The 18,488-nt window shown below is 45.5% G+C and carries 32 protein-coding genes; 5 read left to right on the top strand and 27 right to left on the bottom strand.

The window, feature by feature from the left end:
* Positions 1-3 precede the first annotated feature (3 nt).
* The 27 genes from J3492_RS00285 to J3492_RS00160 all read right to left on the bottom strand — a co-directional run bounded on the left by J3492_RS00285 (position 4) and on the right by J3492_RS00160 (position 16,185).
* Complete coding sequence (locus tag J3492_RS00285; RefSeq protein WP_207988551.1) at positions 4-381, bottom strand: DUF3168 domain-containing protein; 378 nt, start codon at positions 379-381, stop codon at positions 4-6.
* Positions 378-881 (bottom strand): HK97-gp10 family putative phage morphogenesis protein, encoded by a 504-nt coding sequence (locus J3492_RS00280; RefSeq protein ID WP_207988549.1) that lies wholly within the window; start codon positions 879-881, stop codon positions 378-380. Before J3492_RS00280 ends, J3492_RS00285 begins: the two co-directional genes overlap by 4 nt.
* 29 nt (positions 882-910) lie before the next feature.
* Positions 911-1,138, bottom strand: coding sequence for a hypothetical protein (locus J3492_RS00275; RefSeq protein WP_207988547.1), 228 nt, complete (start codon positions 1,136-1,138; stop codon positions 911-913).
* A gap of 2 nt (positions 1,139-1,140) precedes the next feature.
* Positions 1,141-1,497: a phage head closure protein gene (locus J3492_RS00270; protein ID WP_207988545.1), complete on the bottom strand. Its 357-nt coding sequence runs from the start codon at positions 1,495-1,497 to the stop codon at positions 1,141-1,143.
* Positions 1,498-1,499: 2 nt separating this feature from the next.
* Positions 1,500-1,736 (bottom strand): hypothetical protein, encoded by a 237-nt coding sequence (locus J3492_RS00265; protein ID WP_207988543.1) that lies wholly within the window; start codon positions 1,734-1,736, stop codon positions 1,500-1,502.
* Positions 1,737-1,765: 29 nt separating this feature from the next.
* Entirely contained in the window at positions 1,766-2,074 is a 309-nt protein-coding gene (locus J3492_RS00260) for a head-tail connector protein (protein WP_207988541.1), read from the bottom strand.
* Positions 2,075-2,076: 2 nt separating this feature from the next.
* Positions 2,077-2,280, bottom strand: coding sequence for a hypothetical protein (locus J3492_RS00255; RefSeq protein WP_207988539.1), 204 nt, complete (start codon positions 2,278-2,280; stop codon positions 2,077-2,079).
* Between the two features lie 6 nt (positions 2,281-2,286).
* Positions 2,287-2,484: a hypothetical protein gene (locus J3492_RS00250; protein ID WP_207988537.1), complete on the bottom strand. Its 198-nt coding sequence runs from the start codon at positions 2,482-2,484 to the stop codon at positions 2,287-2,289.
* A gap of 109 nt (positions 2,485-2,593) precedes the next feature.
* Positions 2,594-3,790 (bottom strand): phage major capsid protein, encoded by a 1,197-nt coding sequence (locus tag J3492_RS00245; protein WP_207988535.1) that lies wholly within the window; start codon positions 3,788-3,790, stop codon positions 2,594-2,596.
* Between the two features lie 10 nt (positions 3,791-3,800).
* Positions 3,801-4,475: an HK97 family phage prohead protease gene (locus J3492_RS00240; protein ID WP_207988533.1), complete on the bottom strand. Its 675-nt coding sequence runs from the start codon at positions 4,473-4,475 to the stop codon at positions 3,801-3,803.
* Positions 4,447-5,706, bottom strand: coding sequence for a phage portal protein (locus tag J3492_RS00235; RefSeq protein WP_207988531.1), 1,260 nt, complete (start codon positions 5,704-5,706; stop codon positions 4,447-4,449). The genes J3492_RS00240 and J3492_RS00235 overlap by 29 nt, the downstream gene beginning before the upstream one ends.
* Entirely contained in the window at positions 5,703-7,406 is a 1,704-nt protein-coding gene (locus J3492_RS00230) for a terminase large subunit (protein WP_207988529.1), read from the bottom strand. The genes J3492_RS00235 and J3492_RS00230 overlap by 4 nt, the downstream gene beginning before the upstream one ends.
* Before the next feature lie 254 nt (positions 7,407-7,660).
* Entirely contained in the window at positions 7,661-8,137 is a 477-nt protein-coding gene (locus tag J3492_RS00225) for a phage terminase small subunit P27 family (protein ID WP_207988527.1), read from the bottom strand.
* A gap of 122 nt (positions 8,138-8,259) precedes the next feature.
* Positions 8,260-8,550: an HNH endonuclease gene (locus J3492_RS00220; RefSeq protein ID WP_243453004.1), complete on the bottom strand. Its 291-nt coding sequence runs from the start codon at positions 8,548-8,550 to the stop codon at positions 8,260-8,262.
* A gap of 14 nt (positions 8,551-8,564) precedes the next feature.
* Positions 8,565-8,783 carry a hypothetical protein gene (locus J3492_RS00215; RefSeq protein WP_207988523.1) on the bottom strand — a complete coding sequence of 73 codons (219 nt, stop codon included), beginning with the start codon at positions 8,781-8,783 and terminating at the stop codon, positions 8,565-8,567.
* A 244-nt stretch (positions 8,784-9,027) separates the two neighbouring features.
* Complete coding sequence (locus tag J3492_RS00210; protein WP_207988521.1) at positions 9,028-9,543, bottom strand: metallophosphoesterase family protein; 516 nt, start codon at positions 9,541-9,543, stop codon at positions 9,028-9,030.
* 128 nt (positions 9,544-9,671) lie between these two features.
* Positions 9,672-9,884 (bottom strand): transcriptional regulator, encoded by a 213-nt coding sequence (locus J3492_RS00205; RefSeq protein WP_207988519.1) that lies wholly within the window; start codon positions 9,882-9,884, stop codon positions 9,672-9,674.
* Positions 9,885-9,888: 4 nt separating this feature from the next.
* Positions 9,889-10,296, bottom strand: a complete 408-nt coding sequence (locus J3492_RS00200; protein WP_207988517.1) for a hypothetical protein — start codon at positions 10,294-10,296, stop codon at positions 9,889-9,891.
* Positions 10,297-10,415: 119 nt separating this feature from the next.
* Positions 10,416-11,258, bottom strand: a complete 843-nt coding sequence (locus tag J3492_RS00195; RefSeq protein WP_207988514.1) for a hypothetical protein — start codon at positions 11,256-11,258, stop codon at positions 10,416-10,418.
* A 94-nt stretch (positions 11,259-11,352) separates the two neighbouring features.
* Positions 11,353-11,862 carry a DUF6378 domain-containing protein gene (locus tag J3492_RS00190; protein WP_207988512.1) on the bottom strand — a complete coding sequence of 170 codons (510 nt, stop codon included), beginning with the start codon at positions 11,860-11,862 and terminating at the stop codon, positions 11,353-11,355.
* Between the two features lie 356 nt (positions 11,863-12,218).
* The gene (locus J3492_RS00185; protein ID WP_207988510.1) at positions 12,219-12,707 is read right to left on the bottom strand and encodes a hypothetical protein; all 489 of its coding nucleotides are present in this window, start codon (positions 12,705-12,707) and stop codon (positions 12,219-12,221) included.
* Positions 12,708-12,842 carry a hypothetical protein gene (locus tag J3492_RS13365; protein ID WP_279381119.1) on the bottom strand — a complete coding sequence of 45 codons (135 nt, stop codon included), beginning with the start codon at positions 12,840-12,842 and terminating at the stop codon, positions 12,708-12,710. It abuts the gene before it with no gap.
* 238 nt (positions 12,843-13,080) lie between these two features.
* On the bottom strand, positions 13,081-14,478 hold the full coding sequence (locus J3492_RS00180; RefSeq protein WP_207988508.1) for a DUF1376 domain-containing protein: 1,398 nt from the start codon (positions 14,476-14,478) through the stop codon (positions 13,081-13,083).
* The gene (locus J3492_RS00175; protein WP_243453003.1) at positions 14,478-15,155 is read right to left on the bottom strand and encodes an antA/AntB antirepressor family protein; all 678 of its coding nucleotides are present in this window, start codon (positions 15,153-15,155) and stop codon (positions 14,478-14,480) included. Before J3492_RS00175 ends, J3492_RS00180 begins: the two co-directional genes overlap by 1 nt.
* A gap of 41 nt (positions 15,156-15,196) precedes the next feature.
* Positions 15,197-15,460 (bottom strand): hypothetical protein, encoded by a 264-nt coding sequence (locus J3492_RS00170; protein WP_207988505.1) that lies wholly within the window; start codon positions 15,458-15,460, stop codon positions 15,197-15,199.
* Between the two features lie 2 nt (positions 15,461-15,462).
* Positions 15,463-15,906, bottom strand: a complete 444-nt coding sequence (locus tag J3492_RS00165; RefSeq protein WP_207988503.1) for a phage regulatory CII family protein — start codon at positions 15,904-15,906, stop codon at positions 15,463-15,465.
* A gap of 54 nt (positions 15,907-15,960) precedes the next feature.
* Positions 15,961-16,185, bottom strand: a complete 225-nt coding sequence (locus tag J3492_RS00160; RefSeq protein ID WP_207988501.1) for a transcriptional regulator — start codon at positions 16,183-16,185, stop codon at positions 15,961-15,963.
* 136 nt (positions 16,186-16,321) lie between these two features.
* On the opposite strand from J3492_RS00160, the gene J3492_RS00155 reads away from it, so the two are divergent.
* The 5 genes from J3492_RS00155 to J3492_RS00135 all read left to right on the top strand — a co-directional run bounded on the left by J3492_RS00155 (position 16,322) and on the right by J3492_RS00135 (position 18,486).
* A complete protein-coding gene (locus J3492_RS00155) occupies positions 16,322-17,041 on the top strand; it encodes an XRE family transcriptional regulator (RefSeq protein WP_207988499.1) in 720 nt (239 codons plus the stop codon).
* Between the two features lie 169 nt (positions 17,042-17,210).
* The gene (locus tag J3492_RS00150; protein WP_207988497.1) at positions 17,211-17,378 is read left to right on the top strand and encodes a hypothetical protein; all 168 of its coding nucleotides are present in this window, start codon (positions 17,211-17,213) and stop codon (positions 17,376-17,378) included.
* Positions 17,379-17,400: 22 nt separating this feature from the next.
* Positions 17,401-17,694 (top strand): hypothetical protein, encoded by a 294-nt coding sequence (locus tag J3492_RS00145; protein WP_207988495.1) that lies wholly within the window; start codon positions 17,401-17,403, stop codon positions 17,692-17,694.
* On the top strand, positions 17,694-18,161 hold the full coding sequence (locus J3492_RS00140) for a hypothetical protein (protein ID WP_207988492.1): 468 nt from the start codon (positions 17,694-17,696) through the stop codon (positions 18,159-18,161). The genes J3492_RS00145 and J3492_RS00140 overlap by 1 nt, the downstream gene beginning before the upstream one ends.
* A complete protein-coding gene (locus tag J3492_RS00135; RefSeq protein WP_207988490.1) occupies positions 18,151-18,486 on the top strand; it encodes a hypothetical protein in 336 nt (111 codons plus the stop codon). The genes J3492_RS00140 and J3492_RS00135 overlap by 11 nt, the downstream gene beginning before the upstream one ends.
* The last annotated feature ends 2 nt before the right edge of the window (positions 18,487-18,488 follow it).

Below are 18,488 nucleotides of genomic sequence, written 5' to 3'. Positions count from 1 at the left end.
ATGCTAATCCTCTGTTGTTGAACGGTCCGATATCCAATTGGCATCAAAGCCGCGCCCGTAAAGTCGAGCGTTGGAATCATATTGATTGATTGTTGGGTTTAATATCCATGCACGTGATTCTAATGCGTTTCGTATAGCGCCACGTAGCGCGCTTGCATACTTAGAGCTAGTGTCATAGACCATGATTTGGAATTGTACGTTGTCGAAGTTAGCGGGTGCGTCCAAGTGGTTCTCAGCTTGACCGCTGATGATTTGCCAAACTACGTAAGGTGCTTGGGTGCCCTCAGGTGCGACAGCCTCCCAAACCTTGGCTTCTACATCTATAAGCGACGTCACGCCAATGTCTGCATTAAGCGCGCGGTAAATAGGCAAATCACTCATAGTTTGGCAATCTCTTTATCAAGTTCAGCGCTATAAGCGCGGGTAAACTCCGCTTGCACGGCGTTGATATTATTATTCAGCGCCGGACGTAAGAAAGGATCCGCGTTATTCGTAGCCGACCCAAACTCTTTAAAGCGCCAGTACCAAGTGTCGCCGCCGGGGTTCTTTTTGCTGCCTTGGGTTTGATAGCTGCGTCCAGCGCGGTTTGCTCTTCTGTTAGCACGGGTGTTAGCGTACTTTCTAGCGCCACCTTTGACGCCGACTTTCATCGTGACGTTGTCATAGCCTTTGGTTTTACCAGCTTTAACGACGATGTTCTTCCAAATCTTTTCGGGACTGTCTTTATCGTCGATACGTTTGGCATTCTCACGCGCGGCTTTTTTGACGATGTTCATAGCTTTGCGACTAGCGCGATTGGCGGCGTTTTTAGCTTTACGCTTATTACCAAGCTGTCTTAGCTTGGCTTGGACCTCGTCGAGACCGGTGATTTCGTTTGCCATAAAACTACCTCAACGAGTTAATGCTATAGCTATTTATGTGGATTGTAGGATGGTTTCGGTGGTTTTTTTAACGCGCCTTCAGCTTGTGGCGGTGTTGGTCTTGGCTGATAGCCATAGCCGTTAGTACCATCATATTTATCAGAAATAGAAATAGCAGATTTTGACTTGTTAAAAACAAAACGAAATAATATTGATGTAGCTAAACCTAATAAAAACGCAATAAAAAATAAGACTTGGTAACTTATGAATATATACATTGTTAGTCCTTAAACTGCTCAGCACCAGATGACAGATTGAACGTCGTGTATTCGACGCCCGTATCGTTATCAGGCAGACCAAGACTATCAATCGCATAAGTACGGCCCTGCCATATTACGCGCATAGTCGTATCGAGACTGGTGCCAGTCTTATAACGCACCATCATTCTAGCGGTAATTTCTGACTGAGCTGCCTGCGCTGTCAGCAAGTCTTTAGTAGATAGCGGTGTGACCTTGGCATAGACCTTTTTGTGAGTGGTCCACTCGCCATCTAATAGATGCCCGTCTGCATCACGACCACCGCTGACATAGCGCTGAATAGTAACTCTGTGACGTAACTCGCCTGCCTTGACTGCCATAATTAATCCATATCTAAAAAGGTCGAGCCTGCGTCGGCGTCATCTTCTTGTTCGACTAGCTCGTTTATCAGATCGTTGTTTTGGTCGATGAGCTCAGCAGTGTTTTGATTACTAATGTCGATTTGCTGAATCAGTATCGTGTTTTGCTCGATTACCTGCGTAATCAGCGCTATTAAGTCTTTGCAAGAGCAGCTTGGCTCTTCGTTTTGCTTCGCTGGTTCTGTCTTTAATCCACTCACGGCGTGCCTCGCATCCTTTACAATTCATATTAAATCCCCATGCGGCGGTGCGGTTGCAGTACGTGATAAGCACCCATAGGCACCTCAACCATTGACGAATCACTGACTGACTCACGATGAGCGTACCAATGCGCCACTAGCATCAATGTCGCTTGATCAATAGAAGCATTGTCAATAACGCCATCAGGATCGGTATCTGGTACCGCTACTTCATAGATAGTGCGATCAAGATACATCTGAATATGATCTCGAGCAGCTGCCACATATCCAAGCAATAAAGCGTCTTCGTCATCGTGGTCGATGCGGCATTGGAACTTTACCTGCTCAAGAGTCACCATGTTTAATCTGCCTTGTCTTTAGTATCGGCTTTCGCTTTAGTTTTATTGGTTTTGGTTTTAGGCTCGTCGTCTTTGGGTTTGTCAATTTCAACAACATAACCCTTGTCAACTAGCTCCCGCCCTTCTTTTGAGGTTACGGTTAGCACTTCATTCTTCTGTGCAATCGTGCGGCCAATCATCATTCTTTTCAGTGTTAGTATCTGCATAATGGATTACTCGGCTTTATTGGCTGGCTCTTTCGCCATCTTGTTTTTAGGTTTGGGCGCCGCTTTTTCTTCTTTGACATCAATCTCAGCAATCAAGCCCATTCCCATCAGCTGCTCAGCGTCAGATTTAACTTTAACCTCACGTGTATCGCCTTCAAAGTACTGACGATCACCCCAATGCTGCTTCGTGACTTTATATTCCATGACTTGCTCCTTTTTAGTAAGACAAAATCAGCTTCATAAACTGACTTTGGCTTAATAAAAAAGCCCCACCAATTTTGGCAGGGCCTTATCAAGCATTATTGATTAAATACTAAGGCGTGGTTTTCGCCGCTAGTGTGCCAGTGATAAACGCTTCTGGACGATAGACTGCCAGCGCCAAACGTTCTTCACAAAGAATAGTGATCATATTCTTCACAAAGTCATCTTCGTTCTCAGTCGCAATGGCAATCGATGCTTGCTGACGGTCAAAGACCTGAGCACCCATATTGAATGCACCAGTCAAGAACTTACCAACACCCATCGCCTGAGTACTGACTACTGGCAGACCCCACATGGTTGGGTTAGCAGTACCTTGCGGCTGTCCAATGATGTAACGACCCTCAGCATCTTTCGATAGCTCCATGACGGCCCAGTCAATTGGGTTTAGCACATGACCGCTTGCTGGGTATTCAGCCAGTACCGCTTGCAGCATTGCCAAGCGCAATTGGTCCATAATCGTATAGTCGGCTAGTGACGCAGGGTCAGCAAACGCAGTCGCTTGTGGCACAATGCCTTTCAAGTTACCCGTCAAACCATCGCCATTTAGCAGCTGACGGTCTTCAACCAATTTCAAGCCATACATCAAACGACCACCGATATACGACTCAAGCTGTGCGGCGTCGTCCAAAATCTGACGAGAAGCTTTGACATAATGAGCAAGCGTGCGGACAGCTGCCGTTTCGTCAGCGAACTGAAGGTCAGACTTAGCCTTTAACGCACCTTCAGCAGTCTGAGCAGCAGCGTTATTAGTAAAGCCAGTCTCACGGATATACTCAATAGAGTTGCTATTGGTTTGACCTGCAGCAATCAGATCGCGAATGTGCAGCATTTGATTAGGCGGCGCAATGATACCCGCTTGCTGTTGCGGTGTGACCAACGCGCCAGCAGAACCAGCGGCAGCACTTGTTGCGCTAGTAATATCTTTGACATGCAAAGTAGCACGTGCACCGTTGCGTGGGTTTTCAGCAAACGACTTGAATTGATCGCTTTCAAACATCTGCTGACCAAGTGACTTTTGATGCTCAATCTCATCAGCGCCGCGGCGGGCTTGTTTTTGCTCAACCTCATCAAGACGGGTTTTTGCTTCATTCATTAGCGTTAATGCATTATCAACCTGGTCTTTTAGGTCGCCAATGCTCTTTTCACCAGCATTCATCTTGCCAGTCAATTCCTCGCCCAACGCCTTTACGTTATCAGTTGCTTTCGCAAATTCAGTGGCGAGCTCTTTTACTTGATCTTCTGGTTTCATAACCAAACCCTTATAAATTAATGTTTTTTAAAATAGTGAGCGCATCGCCCATATCGGTATCAGCTGATTGTTTTGAACCAGGCTCGCCCTGAATCAATGATCGCAAGCCGTGCCCAGCTATGGCCGTTGCTTGCGATTTCGAAAAGCCACCAGCATCACGCAGGAACTTCTCAAATTCGGATAATGTAGGCATCTCGCCCTTTTCTAAAATAGATTTGACGCTATCAATTCGGCTGTCATCGTTAGCAGGAAATGTCACCACACTGACTTCCTTTAAATCAATAGCCAACAGCTCAAGAACGCTATCTTCTTCGTTGAATGACCACTTCTGCAGTCGATAACCAATAGATAGACCATCGATAGCACCGTGTTTCATTAATGCGTGTGCTTCACGTGCTTTAGCCACATCTTTGACCAGCAAACGACCTTCGCCATACAGCCCATGATCATCTTCGGTCAGCTTGGTCCATACGCCGATGACTTCACTGCGATTGTGTTGCCACAGAATCGGCGGCATCTTACCTTTGTCGGTCCACGCTTTGATACTGTCAGCGAACGCGCCTTTTTTGACCACTTCGCCATAACTATCTTCAACATCATTGACGCTGCAATAGCCGCTGAAGAAACCTTCGTCATCGATAGCTTTTACATCAAAGCTAATCGCTTTCGTTTTTAGTTTGCTCATTGTTTTTTCCTAGCAATTCGATGGGTGTGAGGTTGAGCTGTACGGTCAACTGGTCAGCGCCAGTGTGCGCAGGCAAATCTTCAAGCGCTCGCACCTCATTACGTGTCATTACGCCATTTTGCAGCAGCTGACTATAGAAGTTAGAACGTCCCGCACTGTCAGAACGCAGCAAGCCTTCAACAGCGAATTTTGGTGTGTATTTCTTACGCTCTTCTGGTGTTAATAGCTTACGAGAAACCATTTGCTCAATGCGCACCAATGTCGGACGCAAGCCATAGGTTAAGTAACCCAAATTCATCTGCTCAAGACTGGATGCCCATGATGATGCTTTGTCTGTGTGGTAGATAAGCTGTGGTGGCGTCTTAAAGGTTCGGCATATTTCCTCAATACCAAAATAACGGTTCTCAAGTAACTGAGCGTCCTGTGCGCTGATACGAATATTAGAAGCACTTGCTGGCTCCATGCCAGCTTCAAGCACCATCCACTTGCCAGCGTTTTGCGGCTCACCAAATGTCGCTAAGTTTTTACGTAAGGATTCACGTTGCTCATTATTCAATACTTTTTCGCCAGTCTTGAGGAATCCGCCAGCCTTTAGATTGTTCTTGAACTCAGAATTAGCGGCATTGTTCGCATCAATCTGACCGCCAATCACATCAGACTGGTATCGAATAGCAGACAAACCAACCAAGCCATCAAGCGAGAATCCCTTTAAGTGCAATATCTCATCTTCGCTATAAACAACCTCGCTCTTAGTGCCTTTCTTATACGTGTACTTGATTTCACCTGTTTTACTTCGGCTGACTTGCATGCTTTCAGGATCTAGCAGCTCCAAAGCAGACACTGCATTCACTGCATTTCTACGAATAACTGCATAACCATTGCCATCAAGCTCTTGAGAAGCGACCATCGCTTCCCAAAACTCACTAGCGGTCATGTCAGCATTTGGCTGATCATGCAAGATACGATACAAAGGATGGTCTTTTGCGAGGTCCTTATTGTCATCTCGAAGATGAAACGGCAAAGATGCGATGGTTTCACTACGCAAGCGCACACACGCCCAAACCGTTGCCAGCTTAAGCGCCTTATCTGGAGTAATACTATTACCGCCAGCGGTACTATCACCTGTAAACGGTATGGCAGTGCCGCCCTTGTCTAAGCGGGTTTTATTACCACCGCCAAGCCAAGCGCCGCGAAAGCGCGACCACCAGTTAATGTCATTAAGTGTACTCATGCGATTATTGGGTCCATTAAGAAGTCGTTTAAGTTACCAGCGCCTTGGTCATGCACCGTCGCACGTGCCAGCGCCATAATTCCAGCGACTGGGCCATCAATCTTGTTCTCTGAGCGCTCTTTGTTCGGGTAGATGTTGTCTTTTTTGTCAAGCGTGGCAGTCACGTTCGACATCATCCAAGTCATAATCGGACAATGGCCATGCGCCCAGCGTTGTGACAGTACCAGCGCCTCTGTCTCTTTCATCGGCTCTGATATCATTTGTACGGTATGGCGTATCTCAACCATCGTTACGCCGTCGTTTTCCATGTTCTGGGCTAGCTGTGCTGCTTGCCAGGGGTCATAAGCGACTTCTTGAACATCATGCGTCGCCATGTCATCACGGATATCGTCTTCAATGACAGAGAACTGTATAACCTCACCATCAGTCACCGTCAGCAACCCGAGCTTGTCCCATTCTTGATAACGCTCGCTGTTGACTTCACCTTCTTCATAGAGACGCGCTTCAGGTATGTAGTATTTGCCGTGCACATGATAATTAGGGTCATCGCCATGCGGCGGGAAGACCATTACCTTGGCCACCACGTCAATCTTGGTTGCCAAATCAAGACCGATATAGCAGGGCCGACCTTTTAACTCGTCCAGTGACAAACGTTCTGGCGCCTGATTCCACTTAGACATATTCATCCAAGCGGACTTGGCACCGACAAACTCGTTGACGTGCTTGGTTCTGAATGTGTTTTGCTTACGTGCTGATTGCACAGCGTCACGGCAACGCGCTTCCAAGAAGTCGCCACTGACAGAGATGTCATAGTTTGGATTGGCTTTACGTAATGCAATCTCACTTGTCCAGTCGTCGTCTTCATCCTTGGTGTAGATCATCGCCCACATATCAGGAATATCCATCGCGCCTTCAAGCATCTTTTGTGCGTCACGTATAAGCATGTAGCAAGGGCCACCGATACCACTACCAGCGGTCGTGATAACAACCATCATCGGTTGCTCACGTGAGCCCATACCAGTTTCCATGGTGTCGTATAACGTGCTGTCTTTGTGCTCGTGGTATTCATCAACTAACGCACAAGATGGACTCGAACCATCACCTGGCGTACCAATGATTGGCTCAAAACGACTGCCATCACGCGATACGTTCATGTTGGACGCATTGGATTCAATGCCGTACCAGTCTTTCATCTGTGGCGTTCTATCAACCATTTGCTTAGCAGGTCGGAATACCTCCCAAGCCTGCTTCTCAGTAGTCGCACCTGAATAAACTTCAGCACCAAACTCACCGTCTGCCACAAACATATACAGACCGATACCAGCTGCAATGATTGACTTGCCGTTTTTACGTGGCACAAAGATAATCACCCGCGTATAGCGGCGTAGCTTGGTTTTCTTATGAATCCAACCAAACGGAATGCAGATACTGAATAACTGCCAAGGCTCAAGCGTGATTAAAAGTCTGTCTTGTGCCCATTTGCCCTTGGTATGCGGCAACAACTGGATGAATTTGGCTATCTTTTCAGCTTTAGCAGGGTCAAACTTGTATGGAAAGTCCTTTGAACGACTGGCTTTCTTGTCGTCTAAATGACGCTGACACGCAAGTTTTACCCACTTGCATGCGATGATTTTGCCCGCAACAACGTCACGAGCGTACTTTTCAGCTTTCGCAACATTGGTGTATTTGGTACGGGCCATTTCATAGTTTCTTGTCTTTTGTTGGACGTAAAAAAACCACCGTGAAGGTGGTTGTTATTTCTTAGGTTTCTTTAACTGCGGTATTGGCGCTTTATTAGAACGAGGCATCACACCTTGTCCAGGATGACGTGGACTTACAACAGGTGGTTCTGGCAACATAATTAAATACTGTATAAGTAGACCGCCAACAAATCCTGATAAAAATAACAGCGTCAAAATGACGGTATCACTAACATATATGCACATATCAAACCCTATAAATCAGCAAATGGATTGCCGCTACCTTGCTCGCCTTTTGGACCTATTAATCTTTGACGACTGCTAGGATCCAAACCAAGCAAACTACCAAACTGCACCATCTGCCGCTTGGCTTCATTGACTACTGTTACTGCTGGGTTTTTGATCACCGTTTTTTCGGTAGTAATAGTAATTCCGTTTAAAGTAATATCTTTTTCAGCTTCACGCCAGCGACAATACGCCATGCAAAACGACTCAACGTTATGCAGGTCTGGCACGGTCAAAACTTCATTGGCCAATAAGTCAGGCACGATGGTCTCCCACATACCGATAGCAATATCAGGCATCCACGCAGGCGCTTCAACTTTGGTCAGCTTAGTAAACTCAGGCTCGTTATTATTGAGCGCACGCTTGCCTGGATTACCCGCCAGCTGTTTTTGACGTGTCGGTTTTGGCTTGCGTCCTCGCCCAGGAACCGTTGCAATGCCACTCATAATAATCACCCGTTGTCTAGTATTTTTGCATTGACCTAAGTTTTTAATTTCGCGGTCGTACAAATGTTGGTTAGGGGGCGGTCACTGGGGGCTTCCGGCTGAAGTCAAAACCCGCCCTCCCCCTATTCGGTCGCAGTTTTTGAGCGGTGACACTTGCGACACAACGACTGCAGGTTGCTGAGATCATCAGTGCCGCCGCTTGCCTTGTTGACTATGTGGTCAACGTCGGTGGCTGGCACGTATCTGCCTGTGCGCTCACAAGCCACGCAAAGATGACCATCACGCTGTAGTACTTGCGTGCGTAACTTGCGCCAAGCGTGTCCATAACCACGTTCCGTTGTGCTGCCTTTGCGCTGTGGTCTTCGTGTCCAATTGCTGCGCTGGTCTGCATGGTCATCACAATATCCTTTCATGCTGCGCTTGGTGACTAGGTTAGGGCAGCGGTAGCTTCTACATGGTGTGGACGGCATTGCTTTGGCTTCCATTTCTTATTGTCTGGCTCAATCAAAGCCATATATTGCTTAGCTACTCTATTACCATTGTTCGCTCTGGTAGTGAGTAAGCTTAAGTTATAGCTGCGATATTCTAGTGTCTCGCCATTGCGATACCTGCTGTACAGCTCTTCGCTTGTGTGTTCGTATCGCATGCCAGCTACTCCGCAACCAAACGTTAGACATAAAAAAGCCCGATATGGAAAATCACATATCGGGCATAAAAAAGGTGCTATCAACTCATATCATCATCACATGCAAATCAGATAGTCATTGACAGCTCATCGTATGTTGCAGTCGTCATCTGCTAGCGGGTATCTCTATGGCATGTGCTGACTGTGGCTAAATCAATCAGGCATAAAAAAAGCCCACCGAAGTGAGCCGAGTATTTATCTTTATTTAGGCAACGAAGTGACTTAAAGGGTAAGGCTTAAAGTCTCTATCAAAACAGACGTTGTATCTATTATCTATGTGTCGCATATCATTGTGATGAGTATGCCCGTAGAGATGGATTGCGCCGCGCTTCTTGTTCCACCACGACTCAATGGGATAGTGAAACATAATAAAGGTCTTACCCTCAATGCTTTCACTATGATAATCGCCTAATACTTTATGCTTAGTTTTTTGACACAATGCTTTGAGTTGGTTCTCATTATCGTGATTGCCGATAATAAATTGCCAGTTGCCCTTCAACCTATCCAGCGTCGCCTTTAGATCATCAAACTTTATTTTCTTACCGTAACTAAAGTCGCCTAAGTGATAGACGGTATCGCCATCTTTGATGTGCTTGTTTAGTGACTCAATAATAAAATCCGTATGCTCAGCAACGGTGCAAGGTCTGTCGCAATACTTAACAATATTGTCATGACCAAAATGCAGGTCGCTAGTAAACCATATGTTTTTATTATCACTCATCATTTACACCACCAAATATTGGACATAAAAAAAGACGAGAGCAGTTAAGCTTTCGTCTTATGATTTATTTGGCTCTACTTACAACTGAAGCCAGTATGACAAAATCATACCTTACAGTGCGTCTTGGGTCAAGCGTTGTCGGCTAGATACTCGCCTATCTCTTTTTGATTGGTTGTAAGTAGCTCAGTTATTTCATCGCGTATAGCATCCTTAATAGCGCTCTCTCCACTTGCCCAGCGTCTAACTGTGCGATTATCTACGTCTAACGCTCTAGCTAATGCTGACTGCCATTGGTCGCCATATAGCAGGCGACCGGCTTGCCCTAGTTGCTCAATAGTCATAATATTAGTCCATATCTACGTTGTAAACCTTAGTAGCAAAACCATCAATCAACAGCTCGTTATCGTCATCGCCGTGACCCATATCATCACCACTAACTAAAACTAACTTGCACTTACCTGCACCATTACCATAAAGAGTAACCATTTTTGATATTTTCTCATCAATCCATTCAGCATCATCACTATCACTTAGGGCAATAGTTGAGCAGCCATCCAACATATCATCTGATGATATGTCATTTTCAAAATCCCAATCATGACTATGCTCAACCCAATCACCTTCAGCAATGTCAAAATTATCATGGTCATTATTAATAATGCGTAAGCCGTGGGCGACATCATAACGAGTATCAACAATCTCAGCGATGTCAGCAGCGATTTGAGCGATAGTGCTTTTATCTAATGTGTTCATAATATTCTCTCTTAGAGTTAAGCCGTTGCCTCATTGCCCCGACTTGTTAGATACATTGTGCCCTATTTTTAGGGCAATGTAAACCCTTACGAGTAAATTATTTTAAAATAAAACCTCTGTTACAGAGAGCTTATACTTAACTCACGGCGGTATCTATCAATAGCACTATCAGCAATTGACACCAAGTCCTGCAAATCATCAAACATTTGCTTTTGGTACTTCAAGAAGTGATTGCTATATGTTCGGTCATTCATTTCTATTCCACTAAATAACAAACGGCCTTTGACCGTATAAACATCCCACAGTTGGTACAACTCAAAGTATAAGACCATTCGTGCCATCAGCCGTGCCAGCTCGGGCAAGCTGTGCTTGCATGCTTTAGGCTTGCTGCGTCCGTCATTTTTACAGCGACCGACCATGTTTGCCGCTAACTCGTAAACAACTTCATTAAAAGCGCTTGACCAGTCCCATGCGCCATCATTACCCCAAAGTATAATACTTGCCAGCGCCTTGGCCGCTCTATCGTCAATACTAGCAATAGCGGCGCACTTATCTTCCCAATTGACTTCTGGCGGCAGACCACCGGCACCAATGTCAAACTTCACCGTCTTGGCATGCATGCCACGCTCAAGCCATTCTTGGTCTGCAAGTTGTAGAGTTGTCGACTCGCCAAAGCTGCTAGTCAAGGCGCCAATGGCCGCAAAAGCGAACTGACCTGGCTTAGCGGGTTTTGCTTTTGGCGATTCGGGCTTACTATCGACCTCCTTTACGGGCGAGGCTTTGATGCTGGCGGGTACAGCTTGGCTAAGAAACTGCTTGATACTCACTACCCGTATACCACGCGTCTTAATATTAGGCCATTCTATCTCAACTGACCCATCCTCATTGTCTACAGCCAGAACTAAGATCAACTCACCTTTCTTGTCATGCCACTCGGTTTTTGACTCTACGGCTGTACTCATTTGCGACCCCCTGAACCATGAAATAAAAGTCCATAAATAAAGATGGCCCAGCAAATAACAACAATCGACAATATTATCTTATCTGTGGTATCAATCACTGCTCTCTCTCCCCAGCTTCTTCACCTGCCAGCGCAAAGTAAGCAGCGCCATCTAAGTAGTTATCTTCACGATGTTCGCCTTGTTCTGAGCGGGCGAGCTTAAGGCATGCCATAAACTTCCAGCCCTGCTCTGGTGTCAATTCATGCCCTGTTAGCGCGTTAAACATCGCAACAATCTTTGGCATTGACCGCTCAGCCTGACCGCCTGACTTATCGTAGGACTTGCCACGCTCTGCCATAACTTCAACTGCTTCGGTGAGTATCTGCACGGCCTTGGGTGGTAGCGTGGCTGATGGTAGTGGATTAAAGGCCTTGGCGGTTGCTGGCTTTCGCTTAAAACGCGCCTCAAACCCAGTGATACTCATACGGTCATTGGCAATGTCTGAATCAAACAAAGGGTGGTTAAGCCAGTCAAAGTAAACTCTACCAGCATTAACGTTTTTAACCCTCACTTCCATACCATCATTATCAATCCATGTGCTACCCACTACGTCAACACTCTTCATAAACACTCCTCGAAACACTGCAAAAATAAAAACACTGATAATCGAAAAACACGCCTGTCCTCGGTAAACTCGACCACGCCATCATCTACATCTAAAACTAAGACCGTAACCTTGTGATTATTTTTAAGCCTCCAATCTTTTTTTGGCTCAATATCCCTCACACTCTTCCCCTCAATCTCGTGTAAACCCAACTCGCATTCGTACTATCAACGCCAAGAAACCAAGCAGCGCCCATAATGACTCGGACAAGTTATAAATTTGTAGCACCACGTTTGACACCGCAACGACCAACACTATGTTAAATATGCATACAAGTAGCGCATGAAAGCACTCAGGCCAATACTTCCAATCCATAATCACTTCCTCTTTTTGTTTTTAATCGGCTTTGGCGCTGGCACGTCGACCACACCCTTTTCGATTAATCGATGGTATTTATAAATCATCATGCCAGCGTCTCGAGCGTGCTCAGACGTGCGACCTGCCCAGCCAGTGATCACCTCGAAGTCCTTGGCTTTACGTTTGGTGTCGATGTTAGCGGGCGCAACTAAAATATGGCGAAGTCCGTGACGCTCGCAAAACTCTTGCCAGATACCGCAATCACGCTTGACCGATCCAACGCCTTGCATGCGCTCACGACCAATACTACGGTCAACCCAACCTCGCTTGCGAACATCCTCAATGCAGACGATCAACTTTACGTCTGACTGTGCCGCTTCGTCTCTAATCGCTAGGACCTTGTCTTGAGCGCTTAGAATGGTTTGAGTGGATACTTCTTGCAGTACGCCGTCTATGCTATGAGCAAAGCCTGTTTTTACGCCTGTATCTATTCCGATTAAGATCACCATCTACCCCTTAATAATTTGATTGAATGCTAGCCTGCTCATGGTCTCTTTACTGCCGTCTGTGTAAGTAACGACCACCGTATTGGACTTAATCCATTCCATACGCTGTACTTGTTTGTTGTTGTAGATGTTTTTCATAACCCTTGAAACTCCTTAAACTTACCCTTGATCAATCGATAGCCTTTTGGATTGCACTCATCACTCTCTAAGTAGCCTAGATCAACCAATTGCTGTAAAGCTCTCTGATGTGTTCTGATTGTGCCATTTAGTATTCCTGACAGCTCCTTCCGGCCAACCCATCTGGGGTAACTGGCAGCAATGTAACGTAATGCTTTGAGCCTGATTTCGAAATTAGCCGCATTAGTCATGAAGCCACTCATACCGCCTCCTGCATTTGGTTTAGTAATATGTCGTAAACTTCGTCTGCTGACTTGCCTGGCATCTTATGCTGCTTAACGTATTCGTAAGTCTCAGCAATGCTCATGCTTGGCAGCGGCTCCTTGCTAAGGCCGTTAAAAATGCAGCATTTGCTTGGGTCAATCTTGGCCTGTACTGGCTTGCTGTGGCTCGGATGAAATGCATCAGGGATATCACTATCGCGGGTTGGCTGGTTTGCTGTGGTGCCAGACCAATCTGCATTGTCGATATTAAAACGGCCCTTGGCTTTTTCCTGACGTGCTTGGCTTGCTGCCTGCTTGTCCACCTCACCCATCAGCCATTTTCGTAGCTTAGCTTTGCGATTGTGATCTGTGACAATAGGTTTACCAAGTAACGCCTGCTCTGCGTAATGAGCCTTAAAATCTGAAACATGCAAGTCATACTGATCATCAGTGAGTTGCATCATCTTGCCTGCTCTGAATAACTCACCACGCATCTGATCAATGGTTGGTGCTTCCCAGTTTTCGATATCATCTGCACGTTGGTCACGTATCTGGTCTGCTTTGGTTGACTGATGGTTGACTGATGACTGGGTTGGCTTTGATGTTTCGATTGGCGCTTGTTGACTTGGGTCAGTAGAGTTGTCCACAGAACTATGATTGAAATTATCCACAACCGCCTCGCCTGTGTTTGTGTGTGCGCCCTCACTAACTGGTTTATGGTTAATGGTTAATGGTTCATGGTTCTTAGTTATAGCAGCGTTTTTTGCGTTACTGGCGTTACAGTCATCGTTACTTGGCGTTACAGTTTGCGTTACTGTTTCCGTTGTATCGCTTACAACCTTGGTTGAAATACTGTCAGAATGTTGAACATACAAACTTCTTAAGTCAGCAATCTTGATACCCTTATCAACGGTAACGCCCACACCTAATAGGCTATCAATCATTAACTTACGTTCTTGGCGAGACTTGCGGACACGTTCTGCAGGTGTCATTGGTGTATCATCATCGTTACGTGTAACGTTACAACCATCGTTACCGAGCGTTACACCTTGCGTTACATCAAACGTTACACCGTTACTGGTAGCGTTACTGCTTGCGTTACCTTTATTCTTATTTCCCCACTTGTAATCTTTGAGTATCTTGTCCCAAGCTGCACGCTTGTAGTGCTTGCCAGCTTTTTTAAACTTATCTTTTAGTACAAATGCTAGGGCTTGCTTTTCATCGTCGCTGATGACAGATAGGCGGCGCTGTAATAACTCCATGTCGCTACCATCGATGGGCTTTTCTTCTGATAAGTACAGTGAGCGCAAGTCAAGATAGATTGTTTTCTCGATGCGGTTCATGTGCTTGGTTTCAAAGTCGTGATCAGTAAAGTTGTGATTAATAAAATGCATTACGCAACCCCCTCACTAATCAAACGCTCAACAACCCATGCTTCGCCACGTTTGGTGAATAGGGCTTGTGAGTAGCCCTGCTCTGTCTGCTTAACCATGCCAAGGCCATTATCGATAAACCACTGCTGAAACACACGTGAGCGCTTAACTGCACGGTTATAGACGCCAAGCTCATCAAGTATCTTATTCATGGCTACAGCTGATAGACGCACCTTTTGAGCGACTTGCGTGGCATTCAACAAGCCAGCACGCTCAACCACATTGTCGTAGTGCGCTACTTTTGGCGCAGCAAGCTCAAGCTGGCGGGCTTGGTCAGCTGCGAGTTGCAACGCTTCTGCGTATGATTGAGGGATTGCAGGAGTAACTGGACTACTGGCTTTTGCTTGGCGCTCACATTCAATAAAGTATTGGCGTGCTTGGCGACCTTTATTTGAGCGCTGAATCATAGATATTTCTTTCGCCATATCGACGCTTAAGAAATAGTCTTGCAGTTCTTGATTGGCTGGGGCGTACCATCTGGTACACCCTACATAATCAATATTCACTTGGAATCCGTAGCTGACCATGCGCTCAAACCATTTTGAGAAACGCTCGCCACCAGATAAGAAGTCGTGAAGCTCTCTTGCTGATACTGCTTGTTGTAGTCCATCATGTTGTTGTACTGTTGGAAAATTCATGGCATAATCCTTTTTATCAATTGTTTGTATTTCAGAAACGCCTAAAGCCCATCAGTTCCCGCTGATGGGCTTTTTGTTTGGGCGTTGATAATATCTTCGATGCTGACACCAAGCGTATCCGCTATTTGCTCAAACTTTTTATAAGCTTTTATTAACCTGATGTTGGTGTTGATAATGCTGGCGGGTGAGCGTGCCAGCTCGATACGTTCAAACTCACGCTTGATTGCATACTCATCACCCGTGACCTCAGTAGCTGCGATCAGGGCACAATACGAGCATTTGCAATTATTGTTTGCTGCTGACATGACTATCTCCCCTCGCACTGTTCGGTAACTTGTTTGCTCAGCGTACGCAGCATGACGATCATGTCTTGGATTCTGGTCTGTAGTAAGTCGTGCTCTTTGCAGTCGATACGGCCATCCTCTAGCGCTTTATGCATCTCAACCATCACTTCACCCTGACTCGCTGATGTCGATAGCGCTGTCATTAGTAAGCTCGCCTGCGGCGTCGTGCCAGTCGAAGTGGTAAACTCGCCACCAAGCTGCTGGGCCATCGATTGAATGATTGAATGGTCGCCTGTAAATTCCATGATGGTTAGTGCTTCATCTAAGCGCAGATGATGGGTGTCGGTGTTTGGGTTTACTTTGTTGTTAAGTACAGTGCTAGACATGCCCATACGTGCTGCCAAGGCGATAGAGCCGCCATGCTTTGAGTTGTGAACTGTCTTGTGTGCTGCGTCTATTACGTTCATCGTGTTCTGCCTATTTATAAAAACGTGTTGTTGATGAAGGGTTGGTTGTAGTATTTAATCAGTGGTTTCGAGCAAGGCTAATGCAGGGCAAAGATCAACGGCTTTGAACTCACCGTTTGTTATACGCTCGGCCTTTAGTGCCAAAGTAGCTGACATATTGGCCTTACCTTGAACCCATGCTGAAACTGAAGGCTGTGTACAACCTAAAGCCTCAGCAGTCTTTTGTTGTCCGCCAAAGCGAGCTATAAGCTGCGAGTATGATTCATAAAGAGTGGGCATTTTATTGTCCTAACTATCGATTTTATATGATTATATTGTTTTAACTATAATAAAGCAATAGTTTAGGCTGTTTGCGCTTATATAGTTGTAACTATAAAGTGAGGTGTTTACTATTCATTTTAATAACGAGGTTGTTATGGATACGCTTCCAGATAGATTGAAGTTTGCTAGAGAGCAGCTGAACCTTTCACAGCAGCAGGTAGCTGATGCAGTAGGTATGAAGCAGCCTAGTTATTACCAGCTTGAAGCAGGTAAGTCGAAACGCTCACGATTTATAAGTGAAATCGCTAAGGTGTTAAAGACAGACGTTGATTGGTTAATGCATGGCGAAGGTAATTACGCCTTGCCAACTGAAGATGCTACAGATGATGACCTCGTCAGCACACAATACGTATCTATTGGCAAGCAGTCTGACTATGATCTGGTAAAGGTTAAGTATCTGGATATAAAGGCTAGCTGTGGCAGCGGGTATATTAATGAGCAACACCCTGAGGCACATACGCAAGCATTTACTGTTGAGTTTTTACGCAGCAACAACATGCCCATAAATGGTGAGGGGTTGGTTTTAATGCATGCCTGTAGTGACAGTATGGGCTATACAATACCGCATGGCACACTGATGCTGGTCGATACCAATGAGCGTGAGTTTGACAACTTTGTGAACAATAAGGTTTATGTGTTTCAGGCTGATAATGAAATGATATGTAAGCGAGCAATTAGAAACCTGAATGGCACGGTAGTATTAAAATCCGATAACTCAGATAAGAACAACTACCCCGACCAAGTGATCGACAGGGATAGCTTCTCACAGTTCAAGCTGTTTGGGCGAGTAAGATATACTTTTGCTCAACACTAGATGTTTCTTAACCATCAATAACCGCCTATATGGCGGTTTTTTTGTGTCTTTTTTTTAAGGAGTTATAGGCAGTTAGAGTTATTAAGGTTAATTATAGTTTAAACTATTGACACCCTTATATAGTTTAAACTATAATAATAACCAATCACAACGACACAAGGTAATCATCATGAACAATCAAACCGAACAACTAAGCAGACGTGACCAGTTGGCGGCAGCTGTCATGCAAGGGGTTATCACTGCCAATGCTGGCAAGCAAGTCACCAGCTACGCAATGGCTGAATCAGCAGTAAAGCACGCAGATGCTTTGATTAAGGCGCTAGACAGTCATGAATAGCACAACAATAGGGATAATTGTTATGAAACTCATTACAAGAATGTTGGCAGCGGTAGGCGTAGTAGCACTGGCTGTACTCATCATAAACACAGCGTCAGCGGGTGCGAGTAAAGTTATTGATGCTTATGACCGTCAACAAGCCAGCGAAAAAGCAATGATTGATGAGCATAAGCTCTATCTTGCCAGCCGTGATGATGACTTCTATGTCACCGATCCAATAGATAGCTTTGATCAAGAAGCTTATGAGGCGTCTGAGCAGTATAAGACAGCAAGGCACGCCAACCAATTTATCGCAAAAGCATACGGGAGAGAGTAATGAGCAAGTTAAATTTATCTGAGCTGGCGAATAACCTTAAAACGCAAGACAACGCAGCCACCAATCACCCGTTGTATTGCGTCTATTCAAAACGCCCTATTCCGGTTGATGATGATTGTTACAACGGCATTGAGGTTCAGACAACATGGATTGATGTTGATGATTGCGAAGAGGTAGAAGATGAAAGTCTTTCTGATGCTATATCTGAAATATCTCAGGGTTATGCTGAGGTCACGGTGATAGTTGATGGGATTAAGTACAACTATGAGCGCAAACTAATAGGACTGATACCCGTTTTTCAGACCGCCTGCCTCACTCGCGCTGGTGCAGATGCCTACCTTGAATCCAATGGTCATAACTTGAGGGAGCCATACATTTATGTTCACTCGCTCAACCGCAATGACGAAATGATTGGCTTGCGTGAACACGTCATCAATAACTTCTCAGGAGAGAGTAATGACTACTAAAATGAGTTATAGATCGATGACCGATGCCGGGCTTATCGATGAAGGTCTTGATTGTGACCCCGATAGCCTTGCCTATGAATTGGCTGTCACATTGGACGCACTGCCTATCCACCATGGTTCGGTGCAACTCGATGATGATAGCTCTTGCGAAGACTGTGACCAGCTGAAAAACGAGGTTAACTACCTTGCATACGAGGTGTCTCGCTTGGAGGATGATTTGGCAGAGCTTGATATTAAAACCTTGATTGCTGGCGCCAAGAAAGCACGCAAAGCCGTTAAACAGGCGCATGACAAGGTTAATTATTTGTTTGGTTTAGGGGATTAATC

The organism is Psychrobacter coccoides, assembly GCF_017498085.1.
GTDB classification, from domain to species: domain Bacteria; phylum Pseudomonadota; class Gammaproteobacteria; order Pseudomonadales; family Moraxellaceae; genus Psychrobacter; species Psychrobacter coccoides.
Note: the sequence above shows the minus strand (reverse complement) of the source record. Positions and strands in the feature narration are given on the sequence as shown.

Excerpts from the sequence above, each read along its gene's own strand:
- J3492_RS00285 (WP_207988551.1), bottom strand. The coding sequence starts at position 381 with ATGAGTGATTTGCCTATTTACCGCGCGCTTAATGCAGACATTGGCGTG.
- J3492_RS00280 (WP_207988549.1), bottom strand. The coding sequence starts at position 881 with ATGGCAAACGAAATCACCGGTCTCGACGAGGTCCAAGCCAAGCTAAGA.
- J3492_RS00275 (WP_207988547.1), bottom strand. The coding sequence starts at position 1,138 with ATGTATATATTCATAAGTTACCAAGTCTTATTTTTTATTGCGTTTTTA.
- J3492_RS00270 (WP_207988545.1), bottom strand. The coding sequence starts at position 1,497 with ATGGCAGTCAAGGCAGGCGAGTTACGTCACAGAGTTACTATTCAGCGC.
- J3492_RS00260 (WP_207988541.1), bottom strand. The coding sequence starts at position 2,074 with ATGGTGACTCTTGAGCAGGTAAAGTTCCAATGCCGCATCGACCACGAT.
- J3492_RS00255 (WP_207988539.1), bottom strand. The coding sequence starts at position 2,280 with ATGCAGATACTAACACTGAAAAGAATGATGATTGGCCGCACGATTGCA.
- J3492_RS00250 (WP_207988537.1), bottom strand. The coding sequence starts at position 2,484 with ATGGAATATAAAGTCACGAAGCAGCATTGGGGTGATCGTCAGTACTTT.
- J3492_RS00245 (WP_207988535.1), bottom strand. The coding sequence starts at position 3,790 with ATGAAACCAGAAGATCAAGTAAAAGAGCTCGCCACTGAATTTGCGAAA.
- J3492_RS00240 (WP_207988533.1), bottom strand. The coding sequence starts at position 4,475 with ATGAGCAAACTAAAAACGAAAGCGATTAGCTTTGATGTAAAAGCTATC.
- J3492_RS00235 (WP_207988531.1), bottom strand. The coding sequence starts at position 5,706 with ATGAGTACACTTAATGACATTAACTGGTGGTCGCGCTTTCGCGGCGCT.
- J3492_RS00230 (WP_207988529.1), bottom strand. The coding sequence starts at position 7,406 with ATGGCCCGTACCAAATACACCAATGTTGCGAAAGCTGAAAAGTACGCT.
- J3492_RS00225 (WP_207988527.1), bottom strand. The coding sequence starts at position 8,137 with ATGAGTGGCATTGCAACGGTTCCTGGGCGAGGACGCAAGCCAAAACCG.
- J3492_RS00220 (WP_243453004.1), bottom strand. The coding sequence starts at position 8,550 with ATGAAAGGATATTGTGATGACCATGCAGACCAGCGCAGCAATTGGACA.
- J3492_RS00215 (WP_207988523.1), bottom strand. The coding sequence starts at position 8,783 with ATGCGATACGAACACACAAGCGAAGAGCTGTACAGCAGGTATCGCAAT.
- J3492_RS00210 (WP_207988521.1), bottom strand. The coding sequence starts at position 9,543 with ATGAGTGATAATAAAAACATATGGTTTACTAGCGACCTGCATTTTGGT.
- J3492_RS00205 (WP_207988519.1), bottom strand. The coding sequence starts at position 9,884 with ATGACTATTGAGCAACTAGGGCAAGCCGGTCGCCTGCTATATGGCGAC.
- J3492_RS00200 (WP_207988517.1), bottom strand. The coding sequence starts at position 10,296 with ATGAACACATTAGATAAAAGCACTATCGCTCAAATCGCTGCTGACATC.
- J3492_RS00195 (WP_207988514.1), bottom strand. The coding sequence starts at position 11,258 with ATGAGTACAGCCGTAGAGTCAAAAACCGAGTGGCATGACAAGAAAGGT.
- J3492_RS00190 (WP_207988512.1), bottom strand. The coding sequence starts at position 11,862 with ATGAAGAGTGTTGACGTAGTGGGTAGCACATGGATTGATAATGATGGT.
- J3492_RS00185 (WP_207988510.1), bottom strand. The coding sequence starts at position 12,707 with ATGGTGATCTTAATCGGAATAGATACAGGCGTAAAAACAGGCTTTGCT.
- J3492_RS13365 (WP_279381119.1), bottom strand. The coding sequence starts at position 12,842 with ATGAAAAACATCTACAACAACAAACAAGTACAGCGTATGGAATGGATT.
- J3492_RS00180 (WP_207988508.1), bottom strand. The coding sequence starts at position 14,478 with ATGCATTTTATTAATCACAACTTTACTGATCACGACTTTGAAACCAAG.
- J3492_RS00175 (WP_243453003.1), bottom strand. The coding sequence starts at position 15,155 with ATGAATTTTCCAACAGTACAACAACATGATGGACTACAACAAGCAGTA.
- J3492_RS00170 (WP_207988505.1), bottom strand. The coding sequence starts at position 15,460 with ATGTCAGCAGCAAACAATAATTGCAAATGCTCGTATTGTGCCCTGATC.
- J3492_RS00165 (WP_207988503.1), bottom strand. The coding sequence starts at position 15,906 with ATGAACGTAATAGACGCAGCACACAAGACAGTTCACAACTCAAAGCAT.
- J3492_RS00160 (WP_207988501.1), bottom strand. The coding sequence starts at position 16,185 with ATGCCCACTCTTTATGAATCATACTCGCAGCTTATAGCTCGCTTTGGC.
- J3492_RS00155 (WP_207988499.1), top strand. The coding sequence starts at position 16,322 with ATGGATACGCTTCCAGATAGATTGAAGTTTGCTAGAGAGCAGCTGAAC.
- J3492_RS00150 (WP_207988497.1), top strand. The coding sequence starts at position 17,211 with ATGAACAATCAAACCGAACAACTAAGCAGACGTGACCAGTTGGCGGCA.
- J3492_RS00145 (WP_207988495.1), top strand. The coding sequence starts at position 17,401 with ATGAAACTCATTACAAGAATGTTGGCAGCGGTAGGCGTAGTAGCACTG.
- J3492_RS00140 (WP_207988492.1), top strand. The coding sequence starts at position 17,694 with ATGAGCAAGTTAAATTTATCTGAGCTGGCGAATAACCTTAAAACGCAA.
- J3492_RS00135 (WP_207988490.1), top strand. The coding sequence starts at position 18,151 with ATGACTACTAAAATGAGTTATAGATCGATGACCGATGCCGGGCTTATC.